The 18,498-nt window shown below is 72.3% G+C and carries 16 protein-coding genes; 5 read left to right on the plus strand and 11 right to left on the minus strand.

All coding sequences use genetic code 11. The features are described from left to right. Window positions 1–121 precede the first annotated feature (121 nt). Window positions 122–406, minus strand: a complete 285-nt coding sequence (locus ACFXGX_RS08100) for a GlsB/YeaQ/YmgE family stress response membrane protein (protein ID WP_384786394.1) — start codon at window positions 404–406, stop codon at window positions 122–124. Between the two features lie 241 nt (window positions 407–647). On the opposite strand from ACFXGX_RS08100, the gene ACFXGX_RS08105 reads away from it, so the two are divergent. Both ACFXGX_RS08105 and ACFXGX_RS08110 read left to right on the plus strand, forming a co-directional pair. Beyond that, window positions 648–1,034, plus strand: a complete 387-nt coding sequence (locus tag ACFXGX_RS08105; protein ID WP_384786586.1) for a DUF3099 domain-containing protein — start codon at window positions 648–650, stop codon at window positions 1,032–1,034. A 337-nt stretch (window positions 1,035–1,371) separates the two neighbouring features. Beyond that, window positions 1,372–1,638 carry a hypothetical protein gene (locus ACFXGX_RS08110; RefSeq protein WP_384786397.1) on the plus strand — a complete coding sequence of 89 codons (267 nt, stop codon included), beginning with the start codon at window positions 1,372–1,374 and terminating at the stop codon, window positions 1,636–1,638. A 22-nt stretch (window positions 1,639–1,660) separates the two neighbouring features. Here the strand turns inward: ACFXGX_RS08110 and moaA are convergent, their stop codons facing one another. The 3 genes from moaA to ACFXGX_RS08125 all read right to left on the minus strand — a co-directional run bounded on the left by moaA (window position 1,661) and on the right by ACFXGX_RS08125 (window position 4,812). Next, window positions 1,661–2,650: a GTP 3',8-cyclase MoaA gene (gene moaA, locus ACFXGX_RS08115; RefSeq protein WP_384786400.1), complete on the minus strand. Its 990-nt coding sequence runs from the start codon at window positions 2,648–2,650 to the stop codon at window positions 1,661–1,663. A 171-nt stretch (window positions 2,651–2,821) separates the two neighbouring features. Then, complete coding sequence (locus tag ACFXGX_RS08120; RefSeq protein WP_384786403.1) at window positions 2,822–4,459, minus strand: cation acetate symporter; 1,638 nt, start codon at window positions 4,457–4,459, stop codon at window positions 2,822–2,824. Further along, window positions 4,456–4,812 carry a DUF485 domain-containing protein gene (locus ACFXGX_RS08125; protein ID WP_384786406.1) on the minus strand — a complete coding sequence of 119 codons (357 nt, stop codon included), beginning with the start codon at window positions 4,810–4,812 and terminating at the stop codon, window positions 4,456–4,458. The genes ACFXGX_RS08120 and ACFXGX_RS08125 overlap by 4 nt, the downstream gene beginning before the upstream one ends. A gap of 425 nt (window positions 4,813–5,237) precedes the next feature. On the opposite strand from ACFXGX_RS08125, the gene ACFXGX_RS08130 reads away from it, so the two are divergent. Continuing rightward, a complete protein-coding gene (locus ACFXGX_RS08130) occupies window positions 5,238–6,764 on the plus strand; it encodes a S8 family serine peptidase (protein ID WP_384786409.1) in 1,527 nt (508 codons plus the stop codon). Window positions 6,765–6,908: 144 nt separating this feature from the next. Then, the gene (locus tag ACFXGX_RS08135; protein ID WP_384786412.1) at window positions 6,909–8,420 is read left to right on the plus strand and encodes a CoA transferase; all 1,512 of its coding nucleotides are present in this window, start codon (window positions 6,909–6,911) and stop codon (window positions 8,418–8,420) included. 53 nt (window positions 8,421–8,473) lie between these two features. Here ACFXGX_RS08135 and ACFXGX_RS08140 read toward each other — a convergent pair whose 3' ends face one another. The 7 genes from ACFXGX_RS08140 to ACFXGX_RS08170 form a co-directional block, all read right to left on the minus strand. Then, the gene (locus ACFXGX_RS08140; protein WP_384786415.1) at window positions 8,474–9,517 is read right to left on the minus strand and encodes a zinc-dependent alcohol dehydrogenase family protein; all 1,044 of its coding nucleotides are present in this window, start codon (window positions 9,515–9,517) and stop codon (window positions 8,474–8,476) included. 40 nt (window positions 9,518–9,557) lie between these two features. Then, window positions 9,558–10,229: a lysoplasmalogenase gene (locus ACFXGX_RS08145; protein WP_384786418.1), complete on the minus strand. Its 672-nt coding sequence runs from the start codon at window positions 10,227–10,229 to the stop codon at window positions 9,558–9,560. Next, window positions 10,226–11,098 (minus strand): sterol desaturase family protein, encoded by an 873-nt coding sequence (locus ACFXGX_RS08150; RefSeq protein ID WP_384786421.1) that lies wholly within the window; start codon window positions 11,096–11,098, stop codon window positions 10,226–10,228. The genes ACFXGX_RS08145 and ACFXGX_RS08150 overlap by 4 nt, the downstream gene beginning before the upstream one ends. Window positions 11,099–11,324: 226 nt before the next feature. Beyond that, window positions 11,325–12,620 (minus strand): amidohydrolase family protein, encoded by a 1,296-nt coding sequence (locus ACFXGX_RS08155; protein ID WP_384786424.1) that lies wholly within the window; start codon window positions 12,618–12,620, stop codon window positions 11,325–11,327. Next, window positions 12,617–13,900 carry an amidohydrolase family protein gene (locus tag ACFXGX_RS08160; RefSeq protein ID WP_384786427.1) on the minus strand — a complete coding sequence of 428 codons (1,284 nt, stop codon included), beginning with the start codon at window positions 13,898–13,900 and terminating at the stop codon, window positions 12,617–12,619. Before ACFXGX_RS08160 ends, ACFXGX_RS08155 begins: the two co-directional genes overlap by 4 nt. Window positions 13,901–13,909: 9 nt before the next feature. Continuing rightward, window positions 13,910–14,794 carry an SDR family NAD(P)-dependent oxidoreductase gene (locus ACFXGX_RS08165; protein WP_384786430.1) on the minus strand — a complete coding sequence of 295 codons (885 nt, stop codon included), beginning with the start codon at window positions 14,792–14,794 and terminating at the stop codon, window positions 13,910–13,912. Then, the gene (locus tag ACFXGX_RS08170) at window positions 14,794–15,591 is read right to left on the minus strand and encodes an acetoacetate decarboxylase family protein (RefSeq protein WP_384786433.1); all 798 of its coding nucleotides are present in this window, start codon (window positions 15,589–15,591) and stop codon (window positions 14,794–14,796) included. The genes ACFXGX_RS08165 and ACFXGX_RS08170 overlap by 1 nt, the downstream gene beginning before the upstream one ends. Before the next feature lie 313 nt (window positions 15,592–15,904). Between ACFXGX_RS08170 and ACFXGX_RS08175 the strand changes: the two genes are divergently transcribed. Continuing rightward, window positions 15,905–18,484 carry an MXAN_6230/SCO0854 family RING domain-containing protein gene (locus ACFXGX_RS08175; protein ID WP_384786436.1) on the plus strand — a complete coding sequence of 860 codons (2,580 nt, stop codon included), beginning with the start codon at window positions 15,905–15,907 and terminating at the stop codon, window positions 18,482–18,484. Window positions 18,485–18,498: the final 14 nt, after the last annotated feature.

Raw genomic sequence — 18,498 nt, forward strand, 5'->3', positions numbered from 1 at the left:
CCTCGCGCGCCGGGGGGGGGGGGCGTGCGCGCGGGGGCTCACGCCCCCCCCCGGCGCGGGGGGCGCGCCCCCCCCCCCCGCGGCGCCCCCCCCCCCCCCCCCTTCGTCCGTTCGGACGGGGTCACGCCTGCTGCTGCGCCTTCTTGTTCCCCCACAGGGCCATGTACGCCATGTCACCCAGCGCCACGATGACGATCGCGGCGATCAGCTGGAACAGGTGACGGGTCCAGTCGATGCCGGATGTCGCCTCGACGCCGAAGGCACGCGCGAGGGCGTTGCCCACGATGGCTCCGAGGATGCCGAAGATGGTGGTCAGCCAGAGAGGGCTGTGCTGCTTCCCCGGAATGATCGCCTTGGCGATCAGGCCCAGCACGAACCCGACGATGATCGCCCACAACCAGCCCATGTCCGCCTCCTAGTACCGCTCCCCGTGAGCGGTACCGCCAGTCTCTGGCTGTCAGCCATACGGCGCATGTCGGGCGGAGCCGTACGCGCTACGGCGCACCGTGACCGCCCGGACGGGACGTGCCCCGGTCTCGAAGGCGGCGCAGACGCGGCGTACCGTGGAAGCAGTCCGGGCCCGCGTCCTCGACGGGTCCGTGACGGGTACGGACCGGGAGTCCGACACAGTCAGGTGGTGGAGTGTGATCAGGAAGCAGAGCAACGTCCAGGTCTTCCGGATCACGGGAGCCAGACAGAGCCTGGACGACGACGTGCGCGGCCGGCAGCGCCGCTACGTGATCTCGATGTCCGTCCGTACGGTGTCGGTGATCCTGGCCGCCACCCTGTGGAACGTCGAACGGCCCGTCGCTCTGGTCGCTCTGGTCCTCGGAATTCTCCTCCCGTACGTCGCGGTGGTCATCGCGAACGCAGGACGTGAGAACGCGCCCTCGCTCCCCTCGACCTTCGTCACCGCTCCGCTGCGTCCGATGATCACTCCGCCACCGCAGGACGGCACCGGGGAGCCCTCCGCCGAGGACGCCGCGACCGGTCCCGAGGCGCGCTCGGGCGCCGAGCCGCGCGACCCGGCCTGAGACCCGACCGGAGCCGGAAAGCGGGCGAACTCGCCCTGGGACAAAGCCGGTTCAGCTCCGGACGGACGTCCGCGCATTCCCCGAAAACGGAATATCCGCACACCGGCAAGCTCAAGAAAAGCTCAGATCAATCATGTTGTTCCAGTGCCGGGCGGCGGGTGACCCGTGACATACTTCGTACGCGCTCCGCATCCCCCGTCGGAGCGACAGACCGACGCCGGGCAGCTCCCCCCGTGGCTGCTCGGCGTCGCCTTTTCGGAGGCTCGGAGCCCGGCCCGCGGAGGGTCCGCCCACCGCGCGGAACGCGTGCCGCGCGACCTCGGCTAGGGTCGGCTGGGTGATCTCGAACGCCCCCGGCTCCGGTCCCGTCTCCCCCGTCTGCTCGGCCAAGGCCTGCCGCGCGGACGCCGTGTGGGTGCTCGCCTGGAACAACCCGAAACTGCACACGCCCGAGCGCCGCAAGACCTGGCTCGCGTGCGAGGAGCACCGCGAGCACCTGTCGTCGTTCCTCGGGGTGCGCGGGTTCCTGAAGGACGTCGTGCCCCTCGCCGAGTGGGAGGCCTCCCGGCCCGCGGAGAGCGGGGAGGACCAGGACACGCCGTAGGACCTGTCCGCCCCGGGACCCGTCAGCCGCCGATCGCCGACATCGGGCGGTCGGGCTGCACGAACGACGGGTCGTCCAGGCCCGCTCCCGCCTTCTTGCCCCACATCGCGGCGCGCCAGACGCGGGCGATCTCCTCGTCGGGCGCGCCGGAGCGCAGCGCGCCGCGCAGGTCGGTCTCCTCCGTGGCGAACAGGCAGGTGCGCACCTGGCCGTCGGCGGTGAGGCGGGTGCGGTCGCAGGCCGCGCAGAACGGGCGGGTGACCGAGGCGATCACCCCGACGCGGTGCGGGCCGCCGTCGACGATCCAGCGCTCGGCGGGTGCGGAACCCCGCTCGCCGGCGTCTTCCTCGGTGAGCCGGAAGCGGGTACGCAGCGAGGCGAGGATGTCGGCGGCGGTGACCATGCCGTCGCGCTTCCAGCCGTGCTGGGCGTCCAGGGGCATCTGCTCGATGAAGCGGAGCTCGTAGGCGTGCTCCATGGACCAGGCCAGCAGGTCCGGGGCTTCGTCGGCGTTCAGGCCCGGCATCAGCACCGAGTTGATCTTGACGGGGGTCAGGCCGGCGGCGTGGGCGGCTTCGAGGCCATCGATGACGTCCTGGTGGCGGTCGCGGCGGGTGAGGGTCTTGAAGACGTCGGGCCGCAGGGTGTCCAGCGAGACGTTGACGCGGTCCAGACCGGCGGCCTTCAGGGCGCTCGCGGTGCGCTTGAGGCCGATGCCGTTGGTCGTGAGGGACATCTGCGGGCGGGGGGCGAGGGCCGCGACCCGCTCGACGATTCCGGGCAGTCCGGGGCGCAGCAGGGGTTCGCCGCCGGTGAAGCGGACCTCTTCGATGCCGAGGCGGGTGACCGCGATCCCTATCAGGCGGACGATCTCGTCGTCGGTGAGGAGGTCGGGCTTGGCGAGCCACTGCAGGCCTTCTTCGGGCATGCAGTACGTGCAGCGGAGGTTGCACCGGTCCGTCAGTGAGACACGCAGATCGGTGGCGATCCGGCCGTAGGTGTCGATGAGCACGTGGGCCCCCTCCCTCGTTGCCGATCTCTTTCTCCGGATACCTGTGAGCCTACGTGACGGGACCGGCGGGAACAGCGGCCCGATCGCACGAGACGCGGCGCGGGCCCGTCGTAGGGATCTACCAGTGGTGATCCACCGGTGGTCCTGCGACGGGCCCGCGCGATGCCGTGTCTAGTGCGCTCCGGTGCCGGTCAGGGCGCGGACCTCCAGCTCGGCGTACTTGCCGGCGTCCGGCTCCTCCTTGGACAGGAAGGTGCCCAGCCAGCCCAGCAGGAAGCCGACCGGGATGGAGATGAGGCCCGGGTTCTCCAGCGGGAACCAGTGGAAGTCGACGTCCGGGAACATCGAGGTGGGCTTGCCCGAGACGACCGGGGAGAACAGCACCAGGCCGACCGCCGTGACCAGGCCGCCGTAGATCGACCAGAGAGCGCCCGCGGTCGTGAACTTCTTCCAGAACAGGCTGTAGAGGATCGTCGGCAGGTTGGCCGAGGCGGCGACCGCGAAGGCGAGGGCGACCAGGCCGGCGACGTTGAGGTCGCGGGCGAGGGCGCCCAGCAGGATGGACACGGCGCCGATGCCGACGGTCGCGTACCGGGCGGCCTTCATCTCCTGCTTCTCCGACGCCTGCCCCTTCTTGATCACGTTCGCGTAGATGTCGTGCGCGAAGGAGGAGGACGAGGCGAGCGTCAGTCCCGCGACGACGGCGAGGATCGTGGCGAAGGCGACGGCGGAGATGGTGGCGAGCAGGATCGCGCCCCAGTCGGAGTCCACGCCGCCGAGATGGAGGGCGAGCAGGGGTGCCGCCGTGTTGCCCGCCTTGTTGGAGGCGATGATCTCGTCCGGTTTGATCAGCGCGGCGGCGCCGAAGCCGAGGGCGAGGGTCATCAGGTAGAAGGCGCCGATGAGGCCGATCGCCCAGTTGACCGACTTCCGCGCGGTCTTGGCGGTGGGCACGGTGTAGAAACGGATCAGGATGTGCGGCAGGCCCGCGGTGCCGAGGACCAGTGCCATGCCCAGCGAGATGAAGTCCAGCTTCGTGGTGGAGGTGGCACCGTATTTGAGCCCGGGTTCCAGGAAAGGCGAGCCCTTGCCGCTGTTGTCGGCCGCCTTGCCGAGCAGGTCGGAGATGTTGAAGTGGAACTTCAGCAGGACCAGGAAGGTGAGCAGGACGGCGCCGGCGATGAGCAGGACCGCCTTGACCATCTGCACCCAGGTGGTGCCCTTCATGCCCCCGATGGTGACGTACACGATCATCAGGACGCCGACGAGCGCGACGATGCCGATCTTGCCGCCGTCGCTGGTGATGCCGAGGAGCAGGGAGACGAGGACGCCCGCGCCCGCCATCTGGGCCAGCAGGTAGAAGATCGACACGACGATGGTGGAGGTGCCCGCGGCGGTACGGACCGGGCGCTGGCGCATGCGGTAGGCGAGGACGTCGCCCATCGTGTAGCGGCCGGAGTTGCGCAGGGGTTCGGCGACCAGGAGCAGGGCGACGAGCCAGGCGACCAGGAAGCCGATGGAGTAGAGGAAGCCGTCGTAGCCGAAGAGGGCGATCGCGCCGGCGATGCCGAGGAAGGAGGCGGCGGACATGTAGTCGCCGGAGACGGCGAGTCCGTTCTGGAAGCCGGTGAACTGGCGTCCGCCCGCGTAGAAGTCGGCTGCGTCCTTGGTCTGGCGGCCGGCCCAGACGGTGATGACGAGGGTCGCGGCGACGAACACCGCGAACAGGGTAATGATCAGCGGGCGGTGCTGGCTCGCCTCGCCCGCGGCCAGCACGGTCGTGTGCGCGGTGGTCTGTACGGGGCTCATGCGCCGCCCTCCATCCGGGACTTGATGGCGTCGGCCTTGGGGTCGAGTTGAGTGGCCGCGTGCCGCGAGTACCACCAGGCGATCAGGAAGGTGGTGAGGAACTGGGCGAGGCCGAGCACCAGGGCGACGTTGACGTTGCCGAACAGCTTGGTGCCCATGAAGTCGCCCGCGTAGTTCGAGAGCAGGACGTACAGCAGGTACCAGAGGATGAATCCGGCGGTCAGCGGGAAGGCGAAGGAGCGGTGCGAGCTGCGCAGTTCACCGAATTCGGCGCTCTCCTGCATCTCGACGAACTTTTCCGTGGACGGGAGCTCGGCTCCGGTCCTCGCGGGTGGTGGTGCGTCGGTGGCCACGGTGTCTCCTCGCGTTGCGGGTGCGGTTACGACGGTGGGCGGGGGCAGATCGGGGCCCGCGGACGGGGACGGTTCGGGTACGGACATGGGACTTCGACCTCACATCGACGTGCGTCACGTGACGGAGCGCTGCCGATCGCGTCCGTTCCGTGATCAAAGCCGGGGGCTCGATCGTCCACGGGCTCCCTGCCCAAGGTCACGGCGCCACGCGTGGACCGGTTCAACTCGCCCGGCTTCTTTCGGAAGTCGTCGCCACGCGCCCTCGTCCTCTTTCTGAAGCCGTCGCCTTTCTGAAGTCGTCGCCGCAAGTCATTGCTGGGCCGGTCGGCGGGAGGATAGCTTCGGCCTGCACCATTCCGTCATGTACCTGCCCGAGCACCATCCGTGTTCGGGCAGCTCCGTTTTCCGGATGATGTGGAGATCCCATGGCTCATCTGCGTTCCAGACACCGTCTCGCCCTCGCCGTGCCGGTCGTTCTGTCGCTCACCGCCTCGCTCGGCTTCCTGCCGGGCGTCGCGACGGCCACACCTCTCACCACGCCCGCCGCGACGACCGCGGACGGGCCGAACCTCTCGTACGTGGTCAACACGACGACGGACCACCGGACGATCGCGTCGGTGAAGAAGGCGATCGCGTCGGCCGGCGGCAGTGTCGTGATCGCGTACGAGCAGATCGGCGTGATCGTCGTCCACTCCGCGAACCCGGACTTCGGCCGGCAGATCCGGACGGTACGCGGAGTGCAGTCGGCCGGTGCCACCCGCACCTCGCCGCTGAAGGCCGCGGGCACGACGGACGAGGGCGCGGCGCAGGTGCTGTCCGCCGCCGAGGCGGCCAAGGTCGCGAAGTCCGCCGACGCGGGCCAGGAGCCCCTGGAGGCCGACCAGTGGGACCTGCGCGCGATAGGCGCCGACAAGGCGGCCACGATCAACCCCGGTAGCAAGAAGGTGACCGTCGCGGTCATCGACGTCGGTGTCGACGACACACACCCCGACATCGCGCCGAACTTCTCCGCCTCGCAGTCCGCGAACTGCGTCGGCGGCAAGCCGGACACGACGTACGGGTCCTGGCGCCCGGTGGACGCCGACCACTACCACGGCACGCATGTCGCGGGAGAGATCGCGGCGGCCCGCAACGGCGTCGGTGTCGCGGGGGTCGCGCCGGGTGTGAAGGTCTCCGGCATCACCGTCGCCGAGCCCGACTCCACCCAGCTCTTCTTCCCGGAGAGCGTCGTGTGCGCCTTCGTGTTCGCCGCCGACCACGGTGTCGAGATCACCAACAACAGCTACTACGTGGACCCGTGGCTGTACAACTGCCTCGACGACCCCGACCAGAAGGCCATCGTCGACGCCGTCAACCGCGCCCAGCTCTACGCCCAGCGGAAGGGCACGCTGAACGTCGCCGCGGCGGGCAACTCCAACGACGACCTCGACTCGGACGCGCTCACCGACGCGTCCAGCCCCGACGACTCGACCGCCACGACGCGGACGGTCGACCCGCACAAGTGCTTCGACATCCCGACCCAGTTGCCCGGTGTCGTCACGGTCTCCTCGACCGGCGTCAAGGGCGCCAAGTCGTACTTCTCCAGCTACGGGGACGGTGTCATCGACGTCGCGGCGCCCGGCGGCGACCGCTACCAGATCCCGGACACGCCCTCGGCGAACGGCCGCATCCTCTCCACGCTGCCGAACAACACGTACGGCTTCCTCCAGGGCACCTCGATGGCGACCCCGCACGTCGCCGGTGTGGCCGCGCTCCTGAAGTCCAAGTACCCCTGGGCGACGCCCGCTCAGCTCCAGCTCCTTCTCAAGGCCGAGGCGGACAACCCGGGTTGCCCGGCCGAGCCGTACGACGGCAACGGTGACGGTGTCGTCGACGCGACCTGCGTGGGCGGCAAGCACGTGAACGGCTTCTACGGATCCGGCATCGTCAACGCCCTGAGGGCGGTCAAGTAGCGCCAGCCGTAACCCCCGTGGCCCGCCGCCCCCCCCCCCGCCCCCCCCGGGCGCCCCCCCCCCCCCCGCGGGGGGGCGCCCGGGGCCACGCGCCGTCCGGGGCCACCTCCCGTGTTGATCGCGTCCACACCGCATAGTGCCGGTATGACGCATACACCGATGGCCGCTGTGTGGGAGGAGCTGGGCGGAGACCCGGCACTGCTCCCCGGGGTTTCGACCGTGGCGCGGGCCGGGGCGCTGGAAGCCGCCCTGCCCGTACGCGCGTTGGCGCGCGCCTGCGTGGGCGCCTGCGCGCTCGCGGCCGCCGAACTGGGGGCCCGGCGGGCCGGACTCGCGCGGGTTCCGCGGGTGGGCGTGGACGACGGCGCCGTCGCCACGGCCTTCGTCAGCGAACGGCATCTGCGGATCGACGGGCGCGCGCCGCTGAACTTCGCGCCGCTGTCCCGGTTCTGGCGGACCGCGGACGGCTGGGTGCGGACGCACGCCAACTATCCGCATCACCGGGCCCGGCTGCTGCGCGCGCTGGGCGCGTCGGACGACGCGGGCCCCGAGGACGTGGCCGCCCTGCTCGCCGGGCGCTCCGCGCGGGAGATCGAGGAGACGGTGTACGCCGCCGGCGGACTCGCCGTCGCGCTGCGCACACCGAAGGAGTGGGCGGCCCACGCCCAGGGCCTCGCACTGGCGGAGCACCCGTTGATCGAGTGGGACGGGTCCGCCGGGCGGGGCGGACCGGTGGGCGCCCGCGCGTCCGCCGGGCAGGACGGACCGGGCGGCCGGCGCGGGCGGGGGCTCGGGCCGTTGTCCGGGGGTGGGGAGCTGTTGCCCGCCGCCGGGGTGCGTGTCCTGGATCTGACCCGGGTCATCGCGGGCCCGGTCGCCACCCGCACCCTCGCCCTGCTGGGCGCCGACGTGCTGCGCGTCGACGCGCCGCAGCTGCCGGAGGACCCGGACGCCCACGCGGACACGGGCTTCGGCAAGCGCTCGACGCTGCTGGACCTGGCGGCCGACCGCCGCGCCTTCGACGAGCTGCTGGCGTCGGCGGACGTGGTCGTCACCGGGTACCGGCCCGGCGCCCTGGACCGCTTCGGGCTCTCCCCCGAGGCGCTGGCCGAGCGCTATCCGGGCCTGGTGGTGGCGCAGGTGTCGGCGTGGGGGGCGTACGGGCCCTGGGGCGGGCGGCGGGGCTTCGACAGCCTGGTGCAGGTGGCCACCGGGATCGCGGTGGCGGAGGGATCGCCCGAGCGGCCGGGCGCGCTGCCTGCGCAGGCCCTCGACCACGGCACCGGGTATCTGCTGGCGGCGGCGGTCCTGCGGGCGCTGACCGAGCGGGAGGAGCGGGGCCACGGCCGCGTCGTACGGCTGGCGCTGGCCCGCACGGCGATGTGGCTGACGGACGGGATCGGGCGGGAGGAGGGACCCGGCGCGGTGCCGGACCCCTTGGCGTCCGGCGCGGTGCCGGACCCCTCGGCGTCCAGCGCTGTGGCAGACCCCTTGGCAGGGGAACCGTACGACCGTCCCGACGCCTGGCTTTCGGAGCGGGCCGGCCCCGTCGGCCTCCTCGCCCACGCCCTGCCCCCGGTCTCCTTCGCGGGCGGTCCGGCCGACTGGTCACGCCCCCCGGGCCGCTGGGGGACGGACCCGGCCCGCTGGACCTGAGAGACCGCGGGCGCCGGGCGCGATGCCCGCCCGGCGCCCGTGCTCCCGCCGGGTCAGGAGGTGACGAGGACCTTCAGCGCGGTGCGCTCGTCCATCGCCTTGTAGCCCTCGGGCACGCCGTCCAGGCCGACGGTCATGTCGAAGACCGGCGACGGGTCGATGGTGCCGTCCAGGACGTCGGGCAGCAGCTCGGGGATGTACGCGCGCACCGGGGCGACCCCGCCGCGCAGGGCGATGTTCCGGTCGAACATGACGCCCAGGTCGAGGCCCGTGCCGCTGCCGTGGGGCACTCCGACGAAGCCGATCGCGCCGCCGTCGCGGGTGATGTTCACGGCCGTGCTCATGGACTGCTCGGTGCCGACCGCCTCGACGACGCAGTGCGCGCCCTGGCCGCCGGTCAGCTCGCGGACGGCCGCGACGGCCGCCTCGCCGCGCTCGGCGACGACGTCCGTGGCGCCGAAGCGGAGCGCGATGTCGGTACGGACCTGGTGCCGGCCGAGCGCGATGATCCGCTCCGCGCCGAGCCGCTTGGCGGCGAGGACGGCGCACAGTCCGACGGCCCCGTCACCCACGACGGCGACGGTCGAGCCCTTGCGGACACCGGCGCCGAGGGCCGCGTGGTGACCGGTGCCGAGGACGTCGGAGAGCGTCAGCAGCGCGGACAGCAGGTGGTCGTCGGAGGCCGCCTCCTTGGGAAGCTGTACGAGGGTGCCGTCCGCGAAGGGGACGCGTACGGCCTCGCCCTGGCCGCCGTCGTAGCCGACGGCGCCCCAGAAGCCGCCGTGCACGCACGAGGTGGTGAGCCCGTCCCGGCAGTAGTCGCACACGCCGTCGGACCACATGAAGGGCGCCACGACCAGGTCGCCGCGCCGGAAGCCGGTCACCGCGGAGCCCGTCTCCTCGACGATGCCGAGGAACTCGTGCCCGATCCGCTGGCCCGGCTGCCGGGCCGCCTCGCCGCGGTACGCCCACAGGTCGCTGCCGCAGATGCAGGAGCGCAGCACCCGCACGATCGCGTCGGTGGGGAGCTGCACCATGGGCTCGGGCACCTCCTCCACACGCATGTCGAACGGGGCGTGGATGGTGGTGGCGCGCATGGCGAGGATCCTTCTCGTCTGGAGCGTGGGTGAGATGCGCTCAGGGGGTGGTTGAGCGCATCTCACCGTACGCCGCCACGGACACGCGTCGCGCGCCGAGGGGGTCGAGCACGCCGCGGACCAGCAGGAACTGGGCCGCGATGTACGTGAGCATGATCCAGAAGGGCGCCTTCGGAAGCTGCGGCCAGTCGGCGACGCCGGTGGCGATCAGCGTGTCCGAGAGCATGAAGAGGGCGCCGCCGAGCGCCGCGACGGGCCCGAGGCGCGTGGCCCCGTACGCCATCGCGGTCAGCAGCAGGCTGTAGCCCGCGACGGGGACGCGCAGGCCGGCCGGCAGCCCGGGCCACAGCAGGACGACCAGGGCTACGAGAACGGTGGCGTACGCGCCGACGAGTCTCAGGTCCCGGACGCGCGCCGTCCGGCGGAAGAGCACGAGGTAGCACACGTGCCCCGCCGCGAAGGAGGCCATGCCGGCGAGGAAGGCGGGGTCGGCGTCGGACATGAGCGCCAGGTCGCCGCACCAGCCGAGGAGCAGGGCGGCCAGGAGCAGCCGGGGTCCGCCGCGCACACCCGCGTGGGCGGCGAGCAGCGGCATCAGGAGCGGCTTGGCGATCCGGTGCCCGGGCTCGAATCCGGCGAGCAGCGAGAGGAGGTCGACGGCCGCCGCCAGCGCGAAGCAGACGAGCAGGACGCGCGCGGTACGCGGGCTCACGCGACGGATTCCACGGCCGGGGCCGGCGCGGCGGCCGGCGGCGCGGGCTGCCAGCCGGGCCCGCCGAAAAGCCGTCCGGCGCGCTCGCGCCAGGTCGCCGCCGCCCGGACGTCGCGGGCGATGGCGCTGTACTCGTGGGTGGCCACGCGCAGCGGGTTGTACGTGGTGATGTTCTTGGTGAGCCCGTAGACGGGCCGTTCGGTCTCGGCGACGAACGACCCGAAGAGCCGGTCCCAGACGATGAGGATGCCGCCGAAGTTGCGGTCCAGGTAGCCGCCCTGGGAGGCGTGGTGGACGCGGTGGTGGGAGGGCGTGTTGAGGGCGGACTCGAACCAGCGGGGCATCTTGTCGATGCGCTCGGTGTGGATCCAGAACTGGTAGACGAGGCTCACCGACGAGCAGAACGCGAGCGCGGCCGGGTGCACCCCGAGCACGACCATCGGGAGGTAGAAGGGCCACGACGTCCAGCCGGTCCAGGGCTGGCGCAGGGCGGTGGTGAGGTTGAACTTCCGGCTGGAGTGGTGCACGACGTGGCAGGCCCACAGGACGCGGATCACGTGGTGGCCGCGGTGGGACCAGTAGTAGAAGAAGTCCTGCGCGAGCAGCATCAGCGGGATCGTCCACCACAGGACCGGCACCCGCAGCGGCGTCAGTTCGTAGACGGCCGTGTAGACGGCGACGATCGGGATCTTCCACAGGAAGTCGAAGAACAGGCTGCCCAGTCCCATGCCGAGGCTCGTCGCGGCGTCCTTCGTCCCGTACCCCGCGGCGTCCTCGTCCGGATGGATCCGGACGCTGATCATCTCGATCACGGCGAGGAGGACGAAGGCGGGTATCGACCAGAGCACGACATCGGGCAGGTTCGGCATGGGTGAACCGTAGATGCGCTGGTCGGCCGCGTACAGAGGCTGTTACCAACAAGTATTACCGGCGGTACGCGCTTACTTCTCGGCGATCTCCGCCAAGAGCCGTCACGCGACCGGCCAGAGCCGTCACGCGACCGGCCGGAAGCGTCACGCGGCCGGCTCCGCGCTCCCCCGCCCGACCGGGCAGGGCTCCGGCGGGGCGCTCGCCACACCCGTACGGACCCCGCGCTCACCACACGCGCACCGAGCCTCCTCTCGCGAACACCGGGCTCGTGGCGTCGGCGGGCGGGGTGTCCAGCGGTTCGGCGATCTCGGCCACCGTCGGGCCGGCCTTTGCGGCGATCTCGTCGAGATACGCCAGGTCGAAGCCGTAGACGCGGGCCGCGTTGCCGCCGACCATGGCGGCGACCTCCTCGCGCGGCAGGCCCGCGTACGCGACGCGCAGACCCTCGCGGGTGTAGGGGTGGGTGCCTTCGTCGTGCGGGTAGTCGCTGCCCCACATGATCTTGTCGAGGCCGATGCGGCCGCGCAGCGGTACCTCGTGGGGGCGCATGAAGCTGGCCCCGACGAAGCAGTTCGCGCGCCAGACCTCGGAGGGGCGCTCGCCCATCGTCGCGGCCAGCCCCGCGCCGAACTTCGACTCGGCCGTCGACGCCCTGCCCGCCGCCGCGACCAGCCGCCGGTGGTAGTAGTCCAGCATGTCGAGCACCCCGGGGATCCAGCCCGAGCCCTGCTCGGTCAGCACCAGTCTCAGGCCGGGGTGCCGGCGGAACGCGCCGCCGAACACCAGGTGCCACAGGGCGCGGTGCGAGAACCAGGTCGTCTCCACCATGAAGACCGCGCGGGCCGCCGGTTCGTCCCCGAGCGGCGGCGAGGCGGAGCCCGCGTGGTGGTTCACCGGGACGCCCAGCTCGGCGCAGGCCGCCCAGATCGGGTCGTACGCCGACGAGTACAGCTCGGGCAGGCCCGAACCGGGGGGTGTGCCGGGCAGCAGCAGTCCGCCCTTGAGGCCCGCGCCCGCCGACCGGTGGATCTCCTCGACCGCCGCGTCGACGTCGTTCAGGAGGATCTGGAAGACACCCGCGCGCCGGCCGGGTGCCGCCGCGCAGAAGTCGGCGAGCCAGCGGTTGTGGGCCCGCAGCCCCGCCCAGCGCCGCTCGAACTCCGCCGCCGTCGGGGCCGGTGCCATGAGGGAGGCCGACGGGAAGAACGGCGGGATGGTGTTCGGGAAGACCACCTCCGCGACGATGCCGTCCTCCTCCAGCTCCGCGAGCCGCCGCGCGGAGTTCCAGTTCCGGTCGGCGGTGTCGGCGAGCAGGTCCTCGTACGGGTTGACGTAGTCGGCGGCCCAGGCGTCGAAGTCGTCGTGGTACCGGCGCTCCAGGTACGGCTTGTAGTCGAGGAGATCGGCGCCCGCGTGGCAGTCGGCGGAGACGACGGTGTAGCGGTCCTCGCCACCGGCGCGGCTCTCGGCGTTCCCGGCGGTCTCGGCGTTCGCGCCGTTCTCGGCGTTCTCGGCGGTCATGGGTTCACCCCCAGTACGGGGAAGTCGTGGTCCGTCAGCCAGTGGCGGCCCACCGCGCGCGAACGCGCCCAGGACGCCTCGACCGCCGACTGGTCCTCGTCCTGGCCCAGTTCGGCCGGGGTCGGACCGATCCGCCGGGCTATCGGGGCCAGTTCGCCCGTGTCGAAGCCGAACACCTCGGCGGCCGAGAGGCCGAGCATGCGGCGGGTCTCCGTCACCGGGATGTCGTGGAAGGTCCTCGCCAGCCACGCCCGGGTGTCGGGCCAGGTGCCCTCGGGGTGCGGGAAGTCGCTGCCCCAGAGGATGTTGTCGACGCCGATCTCGTAACGCTGGGCGAGTTCGCGGCGCTTGGTGTTGGTGGCGCAGACGAAGACCTGCCGGTCCAGGTATTCGTGCGGCGACCGCTTCAGCTCCGCGAAGGGCGACAGCTTCTTTCCGCCGTGCGCGCCGAGATACAGCCGGTCCATGAACCACAGCAGGTTGGGCAGCCACCAGCAGCCCGACTCGGCGACCCCGAACCGGAGTCCCGGGTGCCGCTCGAAGGCCCCCGACCAGAGCAGGAACCACAGGGGGCGCGCCGGCCACCAGGTCACCTCGGAGACGTAGATCCCGAGGTGGTCGCCGTACTCGTGGCGCGGCGCGGCGCCGGAGTGGGTGAGCACGGGCATCGCGCACTCGGCGGCCGCCGCCCACACGGGGTCGTAACGGCGGTCGTGGTAGGGCTCCTTGTCGACCCACATGGAGGGGATCATCAGCGCGCCGAGGCCCGACTCCTTGGCCCGGTACACCTCGGCGACGACCCGTCCGGTCTCGCCCGTGACCGGCAGCAGGGCCACCCCGCAGTGCCGTTCGGGGTGCTCGGAGACGAAGTCGGCGAGCCAGCGGTTGTGGGCCTGGGCGCCCGCCATGCCGAGTTCGGGGTCCTGGTCGCCGGAGAGGCCGAGGCCCACGCCGAACGGGGCCGCGGTGCGGCTGTCCACGGCGTCCGCGTCGGGGAAGACGACCTCGGCCGCCACCCCGTCGCCGTCGAGCTCCTTGAGCCGCTGCGCGGTGTCCCAACCGCCGCGCAGGCCTTCCTCGTTGTCCTGGAACCACTTGTCGGCGAACGCCTCGTTGCGGATGCCGAGGCGGTTCATCTCCTCGCGGCGCCGGCCCTGGCCCGCGAGGAACTCGTCGAACTCCCGGTGGAAACGGGAGTCCAGATAGGGCCGGTACTCCCCGGTGGGAAGCCCGGCATGGCAGTCGGAGGAGATGATCAGATACGGGTCCTGTTCGGTCACCGCGCCCCCTCAGTCGAGGATGAAACTTTCCAGGTACGACGGATCGGCCCGCTCGAGCATCGACCGCGACCGCGCCCGGATCTGCCGGTCGCTGTGCTCGCTCTCGGGCAGCAGCCAGAAGCGGCCCGCGCGGATCCCCTCGGCGACGAGGTCGGCGACCTCCTCGACGGGGGTGAACCGCACCTCGTTGCCCGCCTCGTTCATCGCGGCCTCCCACTGGGCGAGGCTGCGGTACGGGGTCCTGCGGGGCCGCTCCTTCGCGTACCGCTCGGGCCGGTTGCGGTGCGACTCCCACAGGCCCGTGCGGAGCATGTGCGGCCCTGGGAAAAGCACGGAGGCACCCACGCGCGCGTGCTCCGCCCTCAGATGCGCGTACAGCGACTCGGTCATCGTCACCACGGCCGCCTTGGTGACGGCGTACACGGAGGCGGTGGGCAGCGGGGCGATCCCGCCGTCGCCGGACGAGGTGTTGACGACGTGGCCGGGCTCGCCGCCGGCGATCATCCGGGGCACGAACGCCTGGACGCCGTGGAAGACACCCCACACGTTGACGGCGAACGCCCACTTCCAGTCGTTCGGGTCGTGCTCCCACATCCGGCCCTCGGCGCCGGAGCCGACACCGGCGTTGTTGCACAGGACGTGCACCGCGCCGTACGTGCCGTACACGTCCTCGGCGAGCGCGAGGACCTCGGAGCGCTCCGAGACGTCGACCACGCGCGCGTGGACGTCGGCGCCGTCCTCGCGCAGCTCGGCGGCGGCCTTGTCCAGCGCGCCCTCCTCGACGTCGGCGAGGACCACCCTCAGGCCGTCCGCCGCGAAACGCCGGGCCATCGCGAGCCCGATGCCGCTCGCCGCGCCGGTGACGACGGCGACCTGTCCCGCGCGCAGTTCCATCAGACGCTCCCCTCGGGCGGACCGTCGAGGATCTGCCGCGGATCGTCGTAGCGCTGATGGATGTACGGCAACAGGGCCCGCGCGCTGACGCGTTCGGCGACCCGGCCCTTCTGGTCGGTGGTCTTCTCGCCGATGGTGATCTCCAGCAGCCGGCGTACGGGCAGATCGGCGACCGGGTCGTACATGGACTCGCGCAGGACGACGTCCCCGGTGACGCGCTCCAGTCTGCGGACCTTCTCGTCGCGTACGCAGTGCACGAGGACCGGGTCGGCGTCGAATCCCGAACCGTCCACCGCGGGGAGGAACTTGAAGTAGAAGTCGGTCTTCCGCACGGGTTCGGGCAGCGGCAGGGGCCCGCTCACCGCGCCGCGCACCTCGACGAACTCGATGCCGTGCCGGGCGAGCACGGCCCGTACGACGAGCCCGTCGCGCTCGACGGTCACCTCACCGAGCTTCTTGGGCTCCCCGAAGACCTCGCGGCCACCGGTCAGGGCCCGCTCGTGGGTCATCGGCATGACCAGCGGATACCAGCCCTCGACGTCCTCGTGCGCCGCGGCGACGGCGAACGAGCCCGCGCCCAGCGGGTATCCGGCCAGATCGACCTTGCTGATGTTGACCCGCACCAGCGGGCGCGCGGTGGGCTTCAGCGGGGGCGGCAGGACCGCCGCGACCGCGTCCGGATCGCTCTCCCAGACGGCCACCACACCGGTCGACCAGATGTCGGGAAGTCTGGAGCTCGCGGCGCGCGCGGCGTCGATCTCCGCCTCGGTCCGCGCGCCGTACCTCACTCGTGCCATGTCCGTACCGCCCTTCGTAGGCGCTACCTGCTGGGGCGCGGAGCACGCTTGCACCGCACGGGTGAAAGGTCCATAGCCATGCGCCGTCCTGAAACCCAACGGCGCGTCGTGCGGGCCTCGTTCGGGAGCGCGGCGGCCCTCCGTCCCGAGGCGCGGAAATAAATCGGTGGCCCCGGAGGCCGGCACCTTCCTAGACTCCGCAAGCGCGGGGGCGGCTCCGCAAGCGTGCTTCCTTCTCTCTTTTCTACGACTGCCGTAGCGCGCTCACTCTCCGCCCCCGCCTCACCCACTTCCGATCCCGGGGGATCTCCGCTTGTCCGTACTGTCGTCCGTGCTGCTCCGCCGCCTGCGTACCGTCTACGTCGACCAGGCCGGGCCACGGCCGGGAGACCCGGCGACGACCGAGGGTCTAGTCGCCCTGGAGGCGGAGCTGCTCGACCGGGGATTCGCCCCGGCCGCACCGCTGCGCGCCGCGCTCGCCTGGCTCGGCCCCGCCGGGCTCGCGGACGCCGGCACCGCCCTGATCCGGCGGATCGACGCGGAACTGGGCGCGGACCGCACCCATATGCCGCTGTTCCGCAGCTTCCCGGCGTCGGTGCCCGACGACACCTTCCGGCTCTACGTCGACCGTGTCTTCACCCTGCTGCTCCAGTGGCCCGCCCAGCCGTGCGTGCTGTGCGGCACGGTCGGCAGCGTGCGTCCCGTGTCGCCGTGCGCCCATCTGGTGTGCCGCGTCTGCTGGGACGGCGGCGACTACGCCGGCTGCCCCCTGTGCCACCGCCGGATCGACGGCACGGACCCCTTCCTGAAGCCCGCCCCGTCCCGGCTCTCGCGTGAACTGCCCGTCGGGCCACTGAAGTTGCTGGCGCTCGGCACCGACCAGCGGGCGGACGCGACGAAGGCGCTGCTCCGGCTGCTGGCCCGGCGGACGCCGCTGCCGCCGCAGGACCGGGACGACGTGAAGCTGCTCCTCGGACACGCGCCCACCGGTCTCGACTGGCTGCCCGCGGACATCCCCGTCCGCGAGACGAAGGCCCTGGTGCTCGGGAGCCTCCTGCTGGACCGGCGCACGCGCGCGGCCGTACGCCCCCTGCTCGCCGCGCACCTCACCACGGCGACGGACGTGCTGCGGCTGCTGCAGGTCTGGTCGGGCGGCGAGGCCGATCTCGTCGAGCCGCGCCGCCTGCGTTCGCTGCCCCGCCCGCTGCGCCGCGAACTGCTCGCCGTGCTCGACGGGTTCGAGGCGGCGTCGCTCGTCGAGGACGTGCTGCGGCATCCGCTCGGCTGGAAGCGCGCCGCCGAGATCCTGCACCCGTACGAGCGGCACGAGCGGCATCCGAAGGCCGCCCTCGCGTTCGCCGTGCTGCGCGCCACCGACACCTCGGCCACACCCCTGGGCGAGGCCCTGCTGCGCACCGCGTCCGCGCACCCGGAGGCGGTGCGGATCGACGGGACGCGCATCCGGCCCGACTCCTGGGGCGCGCACACCGAACAGGCCCTGCGCGACAAGGACTTCCCCCGCGCGCTGGACCTCCTCGCCCGGCGGCCGGGGGAACTGCTGCGCAGGCTCGACCACCTGCTGCGCCTCGACGACCTGGAGGAGCTGCCCGAGGGGTTCGCCGACACCCTGCGGCGGGTGCTGCCGCAGGCCGGTCCCGGTCCGCTGCTCGCGGCGCTCGGACGGCTGCGGATCCGTCATCTCCCCGGCGAGCGGCGGGTGTTCTTCCCTCGGGGCAGGGTCACCCACTCCTTCGCCCTGGACGACACCCGGGCCCCGCTGGCCGAGGCGGTCACCGACGGCGTCCGCGCGCTCCTGGAGGCCGAGGCGGTGCGCCGGCCGGCGTCCGCCCCGCGCTTCGACCTCGCCGTCCTCGACGCGGACCTCGCGGGCCTGGCCGTCCCCTCCGTCGAGCGGGCGTCCGCGAAGGCGCTGGTCTCGGTGCCGCGCGGCAGTACCCAGCCGCTCCCCGAGGGTCAGGTCCTGCGCCTGTTCCTGCACTGGACGCAGCCCGCGAGGATCCGCGTGGACCTCGACCTGTCCGTCGCGCTGTACGACGAGGACTGGGCGTTCGTCGGCGTGTGCGACTACACCAACCTCGTCCACGGGGAGCGGGCGATCGTCCACTCCGGTGACCTGACCTCGGCCCCGGCGCCCGACGGCGCCACCGAGTACGTGGACCTGGACCTCGCGGCGCTCGCCGGGGGCCCGGTGCGCTTCGCGGTGCCCGTCGTGTTCAGCTTCAACGACATCGCCTTCGAGCAGCTCCTCGACGCCTTCGCCGGCTTCATGGCACTGCCCTCGGCGGACGGCCGGGACGCCTCGTACGACCCCCGCACGGTGCGTCAGCGCTACGACCTGGAGGGCGACTCGCGCATCCACGTCCCGCTGCTGGTCGACCTGGAGCGCCGCACGTTCCTGTGGACGGACCTGCATCTGCCGTCCGCCGAGGGCTTCCACAGCGTGCACCGGCACGGCGCCGACCTCGGCCGCGTCGGCAGGGACCTGTTCCAGTACTTCACGACCGGGCGTACGACGCTGTGGGACCTGGCGGTGTGGCACGCGGCGGCCCGTACGGACGAGGTCGTGGTGGTCCGGCGGGCACGGTCGGGCGGGGAACTGTGGCACTACGCACGCGGGAAGGGCGAGAGTGCCCCGGCCTTCGCCGCCCGCGTGGGCGCCCTGGCGCCTCCCGAGCGACGGAGTCCGGCCGCGGACGTGGACGCGCTCGCCGCCGGGGCGGCCGCGAAGAGGCACGTCCTGCTCGCCCTGGTGCACGGCGGTGTCGCCCCCGAGGGCGCGAGCGGATCGGTGTACCGGCTGCTGCCCGGCCCGGTCGACGGCTGCGGTCTCGCCCCCCTGGCGGCGGGGGACCTGGTGGCGGCGCTGGGCTGAGCGCGTCAACACCG

Origin of the sequence: Streptomyces sp. NPDC059371 (assembly GCF_042751995.1) — a bacterium.
Lineage (GTDB): Bacteria > Actinomycetota > Actinomycetes > Streptomycetales > Streptomycetaceae > Streptomyces.

What these genes read in the sequence shown, in the direction of transcription:
- ACFXGX_RS08140 (WP_384786415.1), bottom strand. Translation starts at nt 9,517, where the DNA reads ATGCGCGCCACCACCATCCACGCCCCGTTCGACATGCGTGTGGAGGAG.
- ACFXGX_RS08150 (WP_384786421.1), bottom strand. Translation starts at nt 11,098, where the DNA reads ATGCCGAACCTGCCCGATGTCGTGCTCTGGTCGATACCCGCCTTCGTC.
- ACFXGX_RS08170 (WP_384786433.1), bottom strand. Translation starts at nt 15,591, where the DNA reads ATGGCACGAGTGAGGTACGGCGCGCGGACCGAGGCGGAGATCGACGCC.
- ACFXGX_RS08120 (WP_384786403.1), bottom strand. Translation starts at nt 4,459, where the DNA reads ATGAGCCCCGTACAGACCACCGCGCACACGACCGTGCTGGCCGCGGGC.
- ACFXGX_RS08100 (WP_384786394.1), bottom strand. Translation starts at nt 406, where the DNA reads ATGGGCTGGTTGTGGGCGATCATCGTCGGGTTCGTGCTGGGCCTGATC.
- ACFXGX_RS08130 (WP_384786409.1), top strand. Translation starts at nt 5,238, where the DNA reads ATGGCTCATCTGCGTTCCAGACACCGTCTCGCCCTCGCCGTGCCGGTC.
- ACFXGX_RS08165 (WP_384786430.1), bottom strand. Translation starts at nt 14,794, where the DNA reads ATGGAACTGCGCGCGGGACAGGTCGCCGTCGTCACCGGCGCGGCGAGC.
- ACFXGX_RS08155 (WP_384786424.1), bottom strand. Translation starts at nt 12,620, where the DNA reads ATGACCGCCGAGAACGCCGAGAACGGCGCGAACGCCGAGACCGCCGGG.
- ACFXGX_RS08135 (WP_384786412.1), top strand. Translation starts at nt 6,909, where the DNA reads ATGACGCATACACCGATGGCCGCTGTGTGGGAGGAGCTGGGCGGAGAC.